Below are 15286 nucleotides of genomic sequence, written 5' to 3'. Positions count from 1 at the left end.
CGTGCTGCCACCGCGGCTGCCTCGGAAGCCTGTCGGTTCATTTCGGTGAGCGCGCTCTGATCTCCCGGGCGCTCTCCCCGAACTCCGCACGCAGCATCCGGCCCAGGTGGCCGGCGTCCAGCACACCCCACCGCGCGGCCACCGCCGACGTGCTCCGGTCCGTCAGGGACGGGTCGGCCAGGTCGCGGCGGATCCGCGACAGCCGCTCGGTCCGGATCCACCCGGAGAGGGTGAACCCCCGATCCCGGCACAGTTTCTGCAGGTACCTGGGGGACACCCGGTGCGCGGCCGCCACCGACGCCACCGACAGGTCGGGGTCGCCCAAGCGCGACAGACAGTAAGAGCGGATCCGCTCCCACGGGTCCGAACCGTCCTCGGGCACCGCATCGGTGAAGGCCGCACACACCAACGACACCAATGCCGTCGCCAGGTGGTGCTGTGCGCTGGAAGCCGCGCCCTCTCCCGTTCCCTCCGCCATCCCCTCGAACACCGGCCCCAACAGCCCGCTGAGACCCGCCCCGGCCCGCACCGGAACCGCCGTGCGCCNCCCCCCCCGCCACCACCGTCTCGTAGGACTCCCAGAACGGCAGCTCGTAGGGGTGCCCGGTCTCGTAGACCACCAGGTCGCCCGGGGCCAGCACACACTGCCGCCCGCCCTGTTCGACCCCGGCGCTCCCAGCCACGTGCCAGGCCACCTTGATCAGGTCCGGATCGGAGGAGGCCATCACCGACCGGTCGCGCCGCACCACTACCGGGTCGGCGCGGATCCGGGTCAGCACCAACTCGTCCACCCGCGTGCTCGTGAACGTCTCGCGGAACCCGGGGCCGCCGCCCGTGTGCATCCGCAATGGCACGAACGCCCGGGACGCAGCCGCTTCGAACCCCTCGATCCGGTCGGTCCCGTGCCCCCTGGCCACAGCCGTCTCCCTTCCCCCATGCCCTGTACCGGCCTGGGCCCCCGAACCTAGACCAGCTCCCACCGCACGGCCAGGGGTCCACCGAGGTCCTCCCGGCCCGTGCGCAAAACGGCGATCGTCCGTGCGCGCGGAGGCGACCTGTGCCTCCGCATGCGTGGTTACGGTCACATGCCGAACGACGCCCCCAGCGAGCGAGGGAGCTCTATGCACCCGCACACCGACCTGCGCACCGACATGCTCATCGACGGCGACTGGATCTCCGGCAGCTGCGGAGGCACCATCCCCACGTACGACCCCGGCACCGGCGCCGTGATCACCGAGGTCCCTGAGGCAGGGGAAGCGGACGTGGCGGCTGCGGTCGAGGCAGCTTCCCGGGCATTCGAGTCCCCGGAGTGGGGCGGGATGCTGCCGGCCGACCGGGCGAAGGCCCTGCTGAGACTGGCCGACCTCCTGGAGGCCGACGCCGACGCGTTCGCCCGACTGGAGACCGCCGACCAGGGCCAGCCCCTCGGCGTCAGCTCCGGGTTCGCCGTCCCCAACGCCGTCGAACACCTGCGCTACTACGCCGGATGGGCGACCAAGATCACGGGCGTCACCACGCCGCTGTCCGTGCCCGACGTGGACCACCGCACCCGCCGCGAACCCCTCGGGGTGTGCGCTCTCATCACACCCTGGAACTTCCCCCTCATGATCTGCGTGTGGAAGCTCGCCCCGGCCCTGGCCACCGGGAACACCGTCGTGGTCAAACCGGCCGAGCAGACCCCGCTCACGACTCTGCGCCTGGCCGAGCTCGTCCGCCGCGCCGGGTTCCCCGACGGTGTCGTCAACGTCGTCACAGGAGGCCCCGGAACCGGCCGCGCCCTGGTCGAGCATCCCGGTGTCGCCAAGGTCTCCTTCACCGGATCCACCGAGGTCGGGCGCGAGATCGCCGCCCGCACCGGGCACGACCTCAAACACGTCTCCCTCGAACTCGGCGGCAAGGCCCCCTCGATCATCACCTCCGACGCCGACATCGACGCCGCTGTCCAGGGCAACCTCACCGGGGGTCTGCTCAACTCGGGCCAGGTCTGCGCCGCCTACACCCGCTTCTTCGTGGACTCCGCGCGCCACGACGAGTTCGCCGAGAAGCTCGCCGCCGGGGCCGCCTCCATGAAGCTCGGCCACGGGCTCACCGAGGGCACCGATCTGGGGCCGCTCGTCTCCGCTGAACACCGGGACCGGGTCGAGCGCTACGTGGCTGTCGGACGTGACGAGGACGGGGCCCGCCTGCACGAACGCTCCCCCGTCGACGGTGAGGGGTACTTCGTGCGCCCGGCCGTCCTGTCCGGCGTCACCGACGACATGCGCGTCGCCCGCGAGGAGATCTTCGGGCCCGTGCTGTCGGTGCTGCCCTACGACGACCCCGACGAGCTGGTCGCCCGCGCGGACGCCACCGACCACGGGCTCGGCGCGGCCGTGTGGTCGCGCGACATCGCCACCGCGAACCGCCTGGCCAACCGGGTCCGAGCCGGCACCGTGTGGATCAACATGCCCCCGCTCCTGGACGCGGCCGCCTCCTGGGGCGGGATGAAGGCCTCTGGGCTGGGCCGGGAGATGGGATGGTCGGCGATCGAGGCCTTCACCGAGGTCAAGAGCGTGTGGACGCACCTGGGCTGACCCGCAGGAACCCCCGTGGTCCGTTCCCGCCCGCGCCGACAGCCCCGCGTCCCGCGCCCCCGCACACCGACCTCGACGACCCCGGTCACCACACCGAAGGAGCACTATGGCCGAGCACACGCCCCCTCACCCGCTCGACGCCCTCACCGCCGAGGAGATCGACACAGCACGCACCCTCCTCGACACCGCGGGGTACACCACGCCCACCACACGCTTCGTCCACCTTTCTTTGGCAGAACCGCCCAAGGCCGAGCTGCTCGCTCACCGTCCGGGCGACCCGGTCGAGCGCAGGGTCCGCGTCCTCCTCCTGGAGACCGCCGACGGCAGCTCCCGCGAGGTGATCGCATGCCTCACCCACCGCCGTGTCGACACCGAACGCACCCTCGACCCGGCCGTCGACGGACAACCGCCCGTACTGGTGGAGGAGTTCGAGGTGGTCGAGAAGGCGCTGGCCGGCGATGCCCGCTGGCTCCGGGCCCTGCACGAGCGCGGCCTCGATCCGGTGCAGGTGCGCGTAGCGCCACTGTCCGCCGGGGTCTACGCCGACGACTTCCCCGATGAACGCGGACGCCGCATTCTGCGCGGCCTCGCCTTCGTCCAACGCCACGACGGCGACCACGCCTGGGCCCACCCGGTCGACGGACTCGTCGCCCACGTCGACGTCACCACCGGGCAGGTCGACCGGGTCATCGACCTCGGCCCCGTGCCCGTGCCCACAGAGAACGGCAACTACGACGACCCCGCTGTCACCGGTCCGCCCCGAACCACCCTGCGCCCCATCGAGATCACCCAGCCCGAAGGCCCCGGGTTCAACCTGGACGGAAACCTGCTCACCTGGGAGAACTGGTCCCTGCGGGTGGGATTCGACGTCCGTGAGGGGCTGATACTGCACCGCCTCGCCTTCCACGACCGGGAGCAGGGGCGCGACCGTCCCGTCGTGCACCGCGCCTCCATCGCCGAGATGGTCGTGCCCTACGGCGACCCCTCCCCCGTGCGGTCCTGGCAGAACTACTTCGACACCGGCGAGTACATGGTCGGCCGCTTCGCCAACGCCCTGGAGCTCGGCTGCGACTGCCTCGGCGAGATCACGTACATGGACGCCGTCGTCGCCGACGAACACGGGCGCCCCAGCACCCTGCCCAACGCCGTGTGCCTGCACGAGGAGGACCACGGGGTGCTGTGGAAACACACCGACGACTGGGCCGGGTCGGCCGAGACCCGGCGCCAACGGCGGATGGTGCTCTCGTTCTTCACGACCGTCGGCAACTACGACTACGGCTTCTACTGGTACCTGTACCTGGACGGGACCATCGAGTTCGAGGCCAAGGCGACCGGCATCGTCTTCACCTCCGCCGTCCCCGAGGGCGCACACCCCCACACCGCCGAGGTCGCACCCGGCCTCGGAGCCCCTTTGCACCAGCACCTCTTCTGCGCCCGGCTCGACATGAACCTGGACGGCACCACTCATCGGGTCGAGGAGGTCGATGCGGCCAGGGTTCCGATCGGCCCGGACAACCCCCGGGGCAACGCCTTCACCCAGAAGCGCACCGTGCTGTCCTCCGAGCACCGGGCCCGCCGCGACGCCGACGCCTCGGTCGACCGCACCTGGCACGTGTCCAACCCCGAGGTCCTCAACCGCGTCGGCCGCCCCGTCGCCTATGCCCTCCAGCCCGAGGGCAAGCCCACCCTGCTGGCCGACCCGGCGTCCTCCATCGCCGATCGTGCCGCGTTCGCCACCCGACACCTCTGGGTCACCGCCCAGGACGACGACGAGCGCTACCCCGCGGGCGACCTCGTCAACCAGCACCCGGGCGGTGCCGGTCTGCCCGCCTACACCGCGGACGACCGCCCCATCGATGGGAGCGACGTCACCCTGTGGCACACCTTCGGCATGACCCATGTCCCGCGCCCGGAGGACTGGCCCGTCATGCCGGTCGACCGGACCGGGTTCCGGCTGCGCCCCGTCGGCTTCTTCGACCGCAACCCCACGCTCGATGTTCCGCCCTCATGGGCCTCCAAAGCGTGCTGCGGGGACAACGGACCGGCCGGAGACGGATGCACGTGCGGGCACGGAACCGGGTGATCAGGGGCGGTAGCCCGGCAGGTCCGCAAGGGTCCGAATCCACAGGTCACCATGTCGACATTTGGCGGCCCCGTGCCCCGGGCGCCCCAGGGGAGGGTCAGTCGTCCGGTCCGGCCACGACCGCCTCCCCGAACACGAACTCGCCCCCTCGACCCGGAAGAGAGGACAGGACCACGCGATGTGTTCGCAGGTCAGGACTTCGCGCACCTGCATCACCGATGGCCCGCTGAGCCCGCTCCCCGGAGCCCGCTCCCCGCCGGGAGCGGTCAGCCGGTCAGCGCAAGGGTCTCCGCGCCCGCGAGCTCCGTCAGCACCTTCCCCGGCACCAGGAGTTTGGACCGGCGCAGGCCACTGCCCACGACCACCTCGGGCTCGGTCGCCACCGCCTCGTCCACCAGCACCGGCCACCCCTCAGGAAGGCCGAACGGGGTGATGCCGCCGTACTCCATGCCGGTCATCCCGGTCGCCTGGTCCATCGGCGCGAACGAGGCCTTGCGCGCGCCCAGGTGGCGGCGGATCGTCCCGTTGACGTCGGCGCGGTCGGTCGCGAGCACCATGCAGGCGGCGTAGCCGGTCTCGCCGCCGCGCTTGGTCGCGACGACCACGCAGTTCGCGCTGGTGCCCAGGGGTAGCCCGTAGTGCTCGCAGAACTCCGCGGTGTCGGCCAGTCCCGGGTCGATCTCGGCGACCCGCGCGTCGGCGACGCCCCGGACAGCCGCCTGTACGGGCTCGGCCAGGAGCTCGGGGTGTTCGTCGGCGCGCATCCAGGTGAGTGTGCCGGTCATCGGGGTCCTTTCGGTCGTGTGGTTCGCGTGGGGCCAGCGTAGGTTCCGTGCGGGGCCACTGCCCGGCCGATTCGTCCTCATCGCAGGTGATGCGTCGGGGTTTGTCCCCGTACAATCCGAACCATGTCCACCCCGTCCCCTGATTCCCTCTCAGGTACCACGCTGCACGAGCGTTACGTGCTCGGCCGGCGTGTGCGCAGCGATGCGTCGGGGACGGGTTACACCGCCCACGACCTCGCCACCGAGCGCACCGTCATGGTGACGGTCATGCACCCCCACCTGGCGGGCGACGAACCGGCCACGGAGGCCTTCCTCGCCCGGTCCCAGGCCCTCACCGACGTCTCCGGACGCGGGCTCGCCGCGACGCTCGGCCACGGCCGCGACCACGATTACGTGTACAGCGTCACCGAGTTCGCGCCCGGCGAGACCCTCACCGACGTCCTGCACCGGCCCGACCAGTACCTGCGCTACTCCCCTGCAACCGCGCTGTCCGTGGTCGCCGACGTCCTCCAGGGGCTCGACGCCACCCACAGGGCGGGCCTGACCCACGGCGCCATCAGTACCGACATGATCGTGCTCGACGACGACGGGCGTGTGCGGCTCACCGGGTTCACGCTGCTCTCCGACGCCGCCCCCGACACCCGAGTCGACGTGCACGACATGGGCGTGGTGCTGCACACGCTCATGACCGGCGCGGCACCCGAGAGCGACACCCGGCCCCTGCGTCCGTCCGCGACCGTGCCGGAGATCCCGCCGGACCTCGACATGCTCGTGGCCAACGCGACGGAGCCCGACCCCCGGCACCGCCCCCGCGACGCCGCCCACTACCTGGCCATGGTCGACCAGGTGCTGCGGGGCCTGCCCAGCGACTACGGCAACCGTGAGGCCGAGGACACCCGGCCCATCCCCGTGGTCCCGCCGCCCGGCGAGGGCGACGACGGCGCGGGCGCGGTCCCCTTCTGGAAACGCGTGCCCGTGCTGGTCGGAGCTTGCGTACTCGTCCTGGCCCTGTTCGCGGGCGGATGGGCTTTCGTGGCCGACCGGGGGACCGAGCTCCCCGACCTGATCGGGTCGGACCCGGACGCGGCCTCCTCCGAGCTCGCCGCGCTCGAGCTCGACCTCGATGTGAGCCTCGGCGAGACCTACAGCGACGACATCGGGCCCGGCGACGTCGCCGAGACCACCCCGGACCCCGGATCCGATCTGGAGGAGGGCGACGAGGTGGTCCTGCACGTCTCCGACGGCCCCCAACACGTGGACGTGCCCGACGTCGCGGGCGGCAGCGAGGGCGACGCCCGCACCGCCCTGCGCGAGGCCGGGTTCGGTGAGATCGATGTGGTTCAGGAGCACTCGGCCGACCACGAGCCCGGCACGGTGCTGTCCACCGCACCGGAGGCCGGCGAGGAGGGTGACCGCGAGGAACCGGTGACCGTCAACGTCAGCGAGGGCGTCATCGTGCCCGAGCTCGTCGGCATGGGCCAGGCGGAGGCCGGTGACGCGCTCGACGGGCTCGACCTGTCGACCGAGACCGTCCAGGACCACCACGACACCGCACCCGAGGGCGAGGTCATTGGCCAGACGCCCGAACCCGGGTCGATCCTCCCCGAAGAGGGCACCGTCACGCTCACGGTCTCCGCCGGCCCGGAGGAGGAAGAGGAACCCGAGGACGACGACAGCGCCGAGGAGGGCGCCGACGACAACGGCGGCGAGTGCGGTGGTGCCGAGGCGTGGAACCCCGACACCACCTACGAGGGAGGCGAGCAGGTGCATTTCCGCGACCGTGTCTACGAGGCGCAGCACTGGGTCCGGACGATCCCGCCGAGCATCGGCGAGGAGTGGGGCGCCTGGCAGGAGGTCGGCAGCTGCTGACCGCGGGTCGGCACCTCACCTGTTGTCCGGCCGCCCCCCGCGCTGTTCGCCGAGCAGGTCCACACCCTGGTCGATGAGCCCGTGCAGGTGGAGGGCGAGCTGTAGTTCCAGCGCACGTTCGGGCTGCTGCCAGTCGGCGCCGATGAGCTGTCCGATGCGTTCAAGTCGCTGGGTCACGGTGTTGACGTGGATGTGCAGGCGGTCCTTGGCTCGGGACAGGTTGCCACCACACGCGAAGTAGGCGCGCAAGGTCTCCACGAGGAGCGTCCCCCGACGCCGGTCGTAGTCGAGCAACGGCCCGAGGGAGCGCTGTACGAACCCCGGGACATCGCGGTCCTGTCCCAGCAAAAGCCCGGAGAAACCGAGGTCGGCCGTGGTGGCCACATCACCCTCCCGACCCAGGGCCCGCAGGGTCTGCAGACACCGGAATGCCTCCGTGAACGCCGTCCGGAACGCCTCCGGCCCGTCGGTGGGCCCGGCCAGCCCCGCGGTGACCGGACCGTTGGCCGCGGTCGACAACTCCGCGGCCACCCGTCGCCCCGTCTCCGACGGGTCNCCGCCCCGATCGGCTCCCGGCCAAGCCGCCCGTGGTCTCGGCGACGTGTGTGGCCGCCGACCGCAGGCGTCCCGGGTCGGCGTCCTCCGCCTCGGCGACCACCACCACGTGCGGTTCGTCCAGGTCGGTGTGGAGCAGCGCGGCCCGCTGCCTCAGCGACTGCGGGTCGCGCGGCGTCGTGTCGAGCAGTTCGTCGAGCAGATCGCCGCGCACCCGGTGCTCGGCCTCGCTCACCGACCGGCGGATCAACAGCAGCAGCGCCGTGACCATCGCCGCGCGTTCCAACACCCGCTGGTCCGTGCTTCCCAGTTCCACACCGCGCAGCACCAGGGTTCCCAACGGTTCCCCGCCGGCGGCAGCGACCGCGACCCACGCCTCTCCCCCGCGCTCGGCACGGCCACCGGACAGCGACGCACGCACCGCTGCGGCCAGGCCGTCCTCCTCCGACAGCGCAGGGTCCCCACCGGGTTCCGGTTTCCCGACAGCCCCCGACGCCGTGGCCGTCACCGACACGTCGGTGTTGCGGTCGTGGATGAGTACGGAACCACCCAGCACCTCCGCCAGTGCCGCCGCGACCTCACGCACCCCTCCCCCGCTCAGCACCAGGTCGCCGAGCCGGTCGTGCGCCTCCGCCGAACGTTCCACGGCCTCGGTGTGCCGCTGCAGGCGCGCGTTGACCGTGTGCAGCTCGTCCAGCGCCCGCCGGGTGTCGTCGATGAGGTTGGCGTTGTCGATCGCGATCGCCGCGTGTGTGGCCAGCGACGACAGCAGCGCCACCTCCGAGTGCGAGAACGGGCGTTCCCGGCGGTTGGCGGCGAACAGCACCCCGGCCTCACGCCCGTTCATCTTCAACGGCACTCCGAGGATCGCCTTCAGCCCCTCCTCGCGCACGGCGTGGTCGATGTTCTCGGTGTGCGCGAACCGGGGGTCGGCGAAGTAGTTCGCTGTCACGTACGGGAGCGCGGTCGAGGCGACCAGACCGCCCAGCCCCTTCCCGGGTTCCAGGCGCAGCTGCTGGAACGCAGCCGACACCGACCCCGACGTGACCCGCATGGCAGTGTCGCCCTGCTCCGGGTCGCTGAGCGTGAGATAGGCGGTGTCGGTGCCGAGCAGGTTCCGTGCACGCTCGACGATGGCGTGCAACACCTGGTCGAGGCTACGCATCCCCGCCAGGTCGTTGGCGGTTTCGAACAGCGCGCTCAACTCGTACTCGCGGCGCCGGCGGTCCCGCATCACCGACCGGACACGGAGTGCGGTCAGCTTGGCCCGCTCCAGTACCGCGACCTCGTCGGCCGGTGCACCCCGCGCCCGCGCGCGCAGCACCGGCCGCTCGTACTCCACGGTCGGGGCGTCGCGCAGCAGCAGTTCGAGGAACACCTCCTGCCCGGAGAGCTCCTCCTCCTCCTCCTCCGGGATCAGCTCGCCGTCCATGCACCGTCCACGGGCAGGGAGGCGCCGCTGATGAACGACGCCTCGCGGGCACACAGGAACGCCACCAGTTCCGCGACCTCCTCCGGCTCCACCAGGCGCTTGACCGGGCTGCGCGCCAGGAGCACCTCTTCGGCCACCCGGTCCTCGGCAATGCCGTGGGCACGGGCCTGCTCGGCGATCTGGTGCTCCACGAGCGGGGTGCGCACGTACCCCGGGTCGACACAGTTCGAGGTCACCCCGTGCTCGGCACCCTCCAACGCGACGGTCTTCGAGAAACCCTCCAGCCCGTGCTTGGCCGTCACGTAGGCCGACTTGTACGGCGAAGCCCGCAGGCCGTGCACGGACGAGATGTTGACGATGCGCCCCCACCCCCGCGCGTACATGTGTGGGAGGGCGCCGCGCACCGTGCGGAACGGCGCCTCCACCATGAGCCGCAGCATCAGGGAGAAACGGTCGGCGGGGAACTCCTGTACCGGTGCCACTGTCTGCACACCGGCGTTGTTGACGACCACGTCCGCGTCCCGGCCCGCCGCCTCGGCCGCGTCAAGGTCGGTCAGGTCGACCTCGAGCGGTTCGCCCACACCGAGCCCGGCCAGTGCCTCCCCGTCGACGTCGACCAGGCGCACATGGGCGCCCGCAGAGGCCAGGCGCAGCGCACACGCACGTCCGATGCCGCTCGCCGCGCCGGTGACCAGAGCGGTCCTGCCCGAGAGGTCGACGGAGACGGTGTGGTCCGCGGACGCCGTCCTCGCGTCGAAGGTGTGCCGTCGCGTGCCCGTGGGGCTCTCGTGCGTCGTCATGCCGCACAAACTAGGCCGGCCCCGACGCCGGGTGGATGGCCGATGCGCACACACTCCCAGGCGGGCATGTGTGGGGGAACGCCATGGACCTGCGCTCAACCCCGGTCGGGCAGGCGGGCCTCCCCCGCCAGGACGTTGCGCGTCAGCTCCACCAGCGTCACCCGCGCGGCCTCGAACTCCTCCTCGGGGACACCGATGACCTCGCGGATCGCCTCCGGGATGCCCTCGACGTCGGCGCGCATCTCCGAGCCCGCGTCGGTGAGCAGCACCTGCACCGAACGCTCGTCGCGCGGGTCGCGGGCGCGTTCCAGGAGCCCGTTGGTCTCCAGGCGCTTGAGCAGCGGCGTGAGGGTTCCGTAGTCCAGCTGCAGCACGTGGCCGATCTCCTTGACGGCGCACGAACCGCGCTCCCACAGCAACATCATGACCAGGTACTGCGGGTACGTCAGCCCCAGCGGCTCCAGCAGGGGCCGGTAGAGGTTGGTGACAGCCCGGGAGGCCGTGTACAGAGCGAAGCACATCTGCTCGTCCACGGCCGGAAGCTCGAAATCACCCGAGGGGTCTGGGGAACAGTCCGACATCGGCAACATCGTAGGACCCGCCGACCCGTTGTCAAAGCCTTCGATGTTGCAGCGCACCGGCTTGCATGCCCCCGACGTCGCACCTCTCGAAACGTGCACATGTCGTTCCCGGACACCATGGGCGAAGCGCACATGTGTAGACGGCCGCCCGACCTCTCGGGAACGGACGGCCGCACCGCCTCACACCTTGCCTCATTCGCTCGGTTCGCTGTCCGGCAACCGGCGCTTGACCACCTTGCCCGTCGCGTTGCGCGGCAGCTCGGGGAGCAGGATCACGTCCCGGGGAACCGAGAACCGGCCCAGCTCCGAGCGCACCTTCATGCGCAACTCGTTCGGGTCCACGTCCGCGCCCTCGTAGGGGACGACGAAGGCCGCGAACCGCTGGCCGAACTCCTCGTCCGCAACCCCGGTCACCACGACCTCCCGTACTGCCGGCATAGACACCACGGCTTCCTCCACCGGACGCGGGAACACGTTCTCGCCGCCGGAGACGATCATGTCGTCGTCCCGGCCGGCCACGTGCAGCAGACCGTGCACGTCGACGTGGCCGCGGTCGCCGGTCTCCATCAGCCCCAGCGCCGTTCGTTTGCTCCTGCCGTTGGTGTAGCCGTCGAACAGCATGTCGTTGCCGACGAAGATCGAACCCTCGCTCCCGTCGGGGAGCTCGTTTCCGTCCGGGTCGAGGATCGCCACGCGTGTGCCCAGCGGAGGCCGCCCCGCTGTCGTCGGCGCCTTGCGCATGTCCTCGGGGCTCGCGATCGTCGCCCACGACACCTCCGTCGAGCCGTACAGGTTGTACAGCACGTCCCCGAAGGCGTCCATGAAGTCGGTGATCAACTGCGGACTCATCGCCGAACCGCTGCACGCCACCACCCGCAGCGACGAGGTGTCGTACTTCTCCCGCACCGAACGGGGCAGGTCCATGATCCGGCGCAGCATCACCGGGACCGCGAACAGCACAGAGCACCGCTGCTCCTGGATCGTGCGGAGGACGTCCTCGGGCTCGAACAGCCGGCGCATCACCAGCGTCGCCCGCATCGACATGCCCAGCTGCACCCCTGCCAGCCCCCAGGTGTGGAAGACCGGGGCGGACACCAGGATCCGGTCCGAGGACCGCAGGGGGATACGGGACAGAACCGACGCCGCGTCCTGCGGCCCCTTGGGCGTGGGACGGCGCGCGCCCTTCGGTGTTCCGGTCGTGCCCGAGGTCAGCACGACGAGTCGCCCGGGCCGCCCCGGGACCGGCGGTTCCTCCTCCTTCACAGCGGTGGCACGCCACGGCACCTTCGGCCCGGGCGAGATCGGCTCGCCCCAGGCCGTGAACCGCGGGACCTCCTGGGGCAGCCCGGAGCAGGACTCCTCGAACTCGGCGTCGGCGATCAGCACACTCACGTCGTTGTCCGCTGCGGATGCTGCCACCTGGGTCGCGGCCAGGCCGGTGTTGAGCAGGACCACGTCGGCGCCCAACCGCCCGCACGCGATCATCGCCTGCACGAACCCGCTGTGGTTGCGGCACAGCAGGCCGACCCGGCTGCCTTCACGGACGCCGGAACGCCGCAGGTCCAGGGCGAGCTGCCGGCCGCGCACGTTCATCTCGGCGAAGGTCGAGGTGCCGTCCTCGTCGATGATCGCGATCGAGTCCGGCACGCGTTCGTTCGCGGCCGCGTACCCGCCCGCGATGGTCGGCCCCCACGTCTTCAGGGCCTTGAGCTGGCGCGCGATCTTGTCGGGCCGCGCGGGTGCGAGAACCCCGGAGCGGACCAGGATCCGCACCGTAGCGAGGGTCCGGCGCAGGGGCGAGGGGGTGGACGTGCTTCCGGCGTCAGCCATGGTGTCTCCGAAGGGGACGGGGACGGGCGAAGCGGTCCGCGCCCTCCGAGGAGCCTTCGCCTCTTGACTCCACGGAGTACTGCGACCGTAGGCGAGAGGCAGGTGGCGTTTCTTCGGACTCGGGTGAGTCACTACCGGCTCGTACTTGTCACTCGAGCACACACCGGTCCGGGCTCCGGTTCTTGTCGGTGACGCATGTGGCGCGTATGACGGGTGTGTCCCGAGCGGCCGCGCACACACGGAAGGGGCCGACGCGCGCGCCGGCCCCTGGGGACGGGCGTTATGAGCCGACGGTGATGGGCGTGTCTGCGTCGTCGGCGTTCTCCACGTCGTACGCCGCGGTGAAGCCGGCCTCCTCGTCGTCGGGGCAGCCGGTACCGCCCTCGACCTCGATCGGGGCAGTGGTGTCGAAGTCCAGCGAGGAGACCGGCTCCCCGTTGGACCATGCGCCCTCGATGTCCACGTCGGCGTCGGGGCTGACCGTCGCGGTGCAGGAGGCCACACCGCTCGTGGTCACGACGATCCCGGCTGCGGGAACGTGCATCGTGCCGACCGCGCTCTCATCGTTCTGCATCGACATGTCCCAGACCGCGTCGGCGACCTCGACCTCGACGTCGACCAGCGGCACGTCGGTGTCGCAGTCGTCGAAGTTCGGGGCGTTGATCGGGCCGCCGACCGCGCCCTCCGGGTTGTGGTTGTCGGGCTCGTCCGGCACCAGGTTGTTGCCGTCGCCGGGCTCGCTGACCGACACGGCACAGGTCACGGTCATGGGACCGGTCTCGAACGTGGCCTCTCCGTCGAGGGTGGCCGAGAACGCGGCACCGGCCGGTTCGACGGTGGTGGACTCCTGTTGGGACGCAACGGCCGAGCCACCCCAGGCCAGGGCGAGCACCCCGGCACCGGTCAGGGCGAGCGCAGAACGGGTCACTGATCGCGGGAACGACATGGAACCTCCTCGTGGTTGGCGGACGGAACCCGCGCCGGGGAAGCGGCGAGGGCTCCGGCGTCGAGCGGGGACACGCGCCGGTAGGTAGCCGTGGTGGTCCGGGGGTCAGTCGCCGGCCCGCTGACGGGGCGCCGCGGGCAGGGTCTCGGTGGGATTGTCGTCGGGAGCGTCCGCGTTACTGGTACGCCGCCGTCGGCCACGCCGTCTGCGCGGGGGACGGGCCACGGGACGCCAGGCGAAGGCCAGGCCCCCGCCGCCGAGCGCGAGCAGGGTCCCGATGACCAGGCCGCCGAGGTTGGACAGGACGAGCGCGCCGAGGGAGATGAAGCCGGCCAGAGAACCGGTGATCATGTGCTGGCCCGGAGTGAACCAGGTGATGAAGCCCAGAACGACGAGCATTCCGGAGAACAGGAACGTGGAGACCGCGCCGACGCCGAGCTGAAGGGCGAGCTCCACGGGCAGGCGGGCCACCACGACCATCTCGATGCCGGCGGCGATCATGAGCAGGCCGCCGGCGAAGGGACGCTTCCTGCGCCAACGTGTCCACACGGCCCAGATGCGTCTCAGAAGCACTCGTCGTCTCCGAGACCGACGCCCAGGCTGAGGTTGTTGAGGCGGAACATGCCGGCCGTGGCGCCCCACGCGGTCTGTTCGAGGTCCTCGACATGGATGGTGTCGGACTGCATGCCGAACAGGTCCGTGTGCCCCTGGCCGGAACCGAAGCCGTCCGGTCCCTTGTCGAGGGTGGAAGCGTCGCGGCCGATCTCCATGGACTCGAACTCGGCGTTGCCGTCCATCTGTTCCATGTCGATGACCAGATCGGAGGCCTCGACCGGGCTCCCGGCGTCGCCCGCGGTCAGCATGAGCGAAACGTTGCCGACGGCGGGGAACTCGGTCGTGAGCACGGACTGGCAGAGGCTGTGGATCTCGGCCTCGCGGATCCCGGCCACTGCGACGGGGACCGCCTCGTCGCGCACGGTCGCGTCGATCCAGCCGAACTGTGCGAAGCCTTCGCCGGACATCTCGTCGGCGGAGATCTTGAACTGCTGGCTGGAGATGGAGAAGGACGCGGCGAGAGCGCCGTTGGCCATGCCCAGGAGGATGGCCCCGACGGCGACGCCGGCAGGGGCGGCGAAGAGCGCGAGCCGTTTCCAGCTGGTGTGGCTCTCCGGCACCGCCCCGGTGCCTGTCCCTTCGTCCGCGCCGGGGGATGTGCTGTCCATGTGTGTCCTTCCGTGGGTGCACGGCCGCTCCGAGCGCAGTGCGGCCTGGGGGATGTCCCGTGCGGCGGGGAGCACCGGACCGGCTTTCGGTATTGGTCATCATCAGCCGGTCCCCGAATATTTTCAAGAGTACTTCCGAGGGTTTTCCGATCTACTGTGAATGCGTGCGAAGGATATCGTGCATGACGTTGTGACCTGCGGCGATCGAAGTCGCCGCCGGGCTCAACGGGCAACGGTAAGTTCCTGCGTAATTCTTGTAATGATGGTGAGTGAAAGGATGTCCGGAATTCCTCACCCGGATGAGTAGCCCCTGCTGGTCGGGTCGGAGGAGGTCGACGGGCACGTAGGGGAACACGTTGCCTCCCGCGTACGCGCGCGAGAGGTGCGGCGGGAGTGCCCAGAGGGCAGGGCTTGCGGGTGTGAGTGGCGGCACAGGCAGACGGTTTGCTCCGCTCTGGGGCTGGGGGTAGTGTCTTTCGAGCCGCCACGGAGCGGGCGTGCGGAACGGGAAGCCGGGCCGCTGCCGACCGTAGGGTGGCCACCTCTTCTTCGAAACCCTGGTTCGAGCACTGCTCGGGTCATGTAAACTCGAAGAGTTGCTCACCGAAA

11 protein-coding genes and 2 pseudogenes are annotated in these 15286 nt (G+C 70.8%); 3 read left to right on the top strand and 10 right to left on the bottom strand.

Annotated features, from left to right (window positions below):
• Positions 1 to 37: 37 nt before the first annotated feature.
• A complete protein-coding gene (locus D474_RS0113605) occupies positions 38 to 478 on the bottom strand; it encodes a helix-turn-helix domain-containing protein (RefSeq protein WP_152476823.1) in 441 nt (146 codons plus the stop codon).
• Positions 479 to 575: 97 nt separating this feature from the next.
• Positions 576 to 917: pseudogene (locus D474_RS34295) on the bottom strand (AraC-like ligand-binding domain-containing protein); the annotation flags it as partial.
• Between the two features lie 204 nt (positions 918 to 1121).
• Here D474_RS34295 and D474_RS0113600 point away from each other — a divergent pair.
• Both D474_RS0113600 and D474_RS0113595 read left to right on the top strand, forming a co-directional pair.
• Positions 1122 to 2573, top strand: coding sequence for an aldehyde dehydrogenase family protein (locus D474_RS0113600; RefSeq protein ID WP_017614104.1), 1452 nt, complete (start codon positions 1122 to 1124; stop codon positions 2571 to 2573).
• Positions 2574 to 2679: 106 nt separating this feature from the next.
• Positions 2680 to 4656 (top strand): primary-amine oxidase, encoded by a 1977-nt coding sequence (locus D474_RS0113595; RefSeq protein ID WP_017614103.1) that lies wholly within the window; start codon positions 2680 to 2682, stop codon positions 4654 to 4656.
• A 266-nt stretch (positions 4657 to 4922) separates the two neighbouring features.
• Here D474_RS0113595 and D474_RS0113590 read toward each other — a convergent pair whose 3' ends face one another.
• On the bottom strand, positions 4923 to 5441 hold the full coding sequence (locus D474_RS0113590; RefSeq protein WP_017614102.1) for a YbaK/EbsC family protein: 519 nt from the start codon (positions 5439 to 5441) through the stop codon (positions 4923 to 4925).
• A 123-nt stretch (positions 5442 to 5564) separates the two neighbouring features.
• Between D474_RS0113590 and D474_RS0113585 the strand changes: the two genes are divergently transcribed.
• The gene (locus D474_RS0113585) at positions 5565 to 7310 is read left to right on the top strand and encodes a PASTA domain-containing protein (protein ID WP_026118468.1); all 1746 of its coding nucleotides are present in this window, start codon (positions 5565 to 5567) and stop codon (positions 7308 to 7310) included.
• Positions 7311 to 7325: 15 nt separating this feature from the next.
• On the opposite strand, the pseudogene D474_RS28665 reads toward D474_RS0113585, so the two are convergent.
• The 7 genes and pseudogenes from D474_RS28665 to D474_RS0113550 all read right to left on the bottom strand — a co-directional run bounded on the left by D474_RS28665 (position 7326) and on the right by D474_RS0113550 (position 14677).
• A pseudogene (locus D474_RS28665) lies at positions 7326 to 9297 on the bottom strand (helix-turn-helix domain-containing protein).
• Positions 9282 to 10097, bottom strand: a complete 816-nt coding sequence (locus D474_RS0113575) for a 3-hydroxybutyrate dehydrogenase (RefSeq protein WP_017614099.1) — start codon at positions 10095 to 10097, stop codon at positions 9282 to 9284. The pseudogene D474_RS28665 and the gene D474_RS0113575 overlap by 16 nt, the downstream one beginning before the upstream one ends.
• Before the next feature lie 95 nt (positions 10098 to 10192).
• Positions 10193 to 10678 carry a MarR family winged helix-turn-helix transcriptional regulator gene (locus D474_RS0113570; RefSeq protein ID WP_017614098.1) on the bottom strand — a complete coding sequence of 162 codons (486 nt, stop codon included), beginning with the start codon at positions 10676 to 10678 and terminating at the stop codon, positions 10193 to 10195.
• Positions 10679 to 10870: 192 nt separating this feature from the next.
• Positions 10871 to 12508 carry an AMP-binding protein gene (locus tag D474_RS0113565; RefSeq protein ID WP_017614097.1) on the bottom strand — a complete coding sequence of 546 codons (1638 nt, stop codon included), beginning with the start codon at positions 12506 to 12508 and terminating at the stop codon, positions 10871 to 10873.
• A gap of 280 nt (positions 12509 to 12788) precedes the next feature.
• Positions 12789 to 13454 (bottom strand): hypothetical protein, encoded by a 666-nt coding sequence (locus D474_RS0113560; RefSeq protein ID WP_026118467.1) that lies wholly within the window; start codon positions 13452 to 13454, stop codon positions 12789 to 12791.
• Between the two features lie 105 nt (positions 13455 to 13559).
• Positions 13560 to 13955, bottom strand: a complete 396-nt coding sequence (locus D474_RS28660; RefSeq protein WP_017614095.1) for a DUF6114 domain-containing protein — start codon at positions 13953 to 13955, stop codon at positions 13560 to 13562.
• Between the two features lie 62 nt (positions 13956 to 14017).
• The gene (locus D474_RS0113550) at positions 14018 to 14677 is read right to left on the bottom strand and encodes a DUF6230 family protein (RefSeq protein WP_017614094.1); all 660 of its coding nucleotides are present in this window, start codon (positions 14675 to 14677) and stop codon (positions 14018 to 14020) included.
• Positions 14678 to 15286: the final 609 nt, after the last annotated feature.

The organism is Nocardiopsis salina YIM 90010 (genome assembly GCF_000341025.1).
Lineage (GTDB): Bacteria > Actinomycetota > Actinomycetes > Streptosporangiales > Streptosporangiaceae > Nocardiopsis > Nocardiopsis salina.
This window is presented reverse-complemented; position numbering and strand designations above follow the sequence as displayed.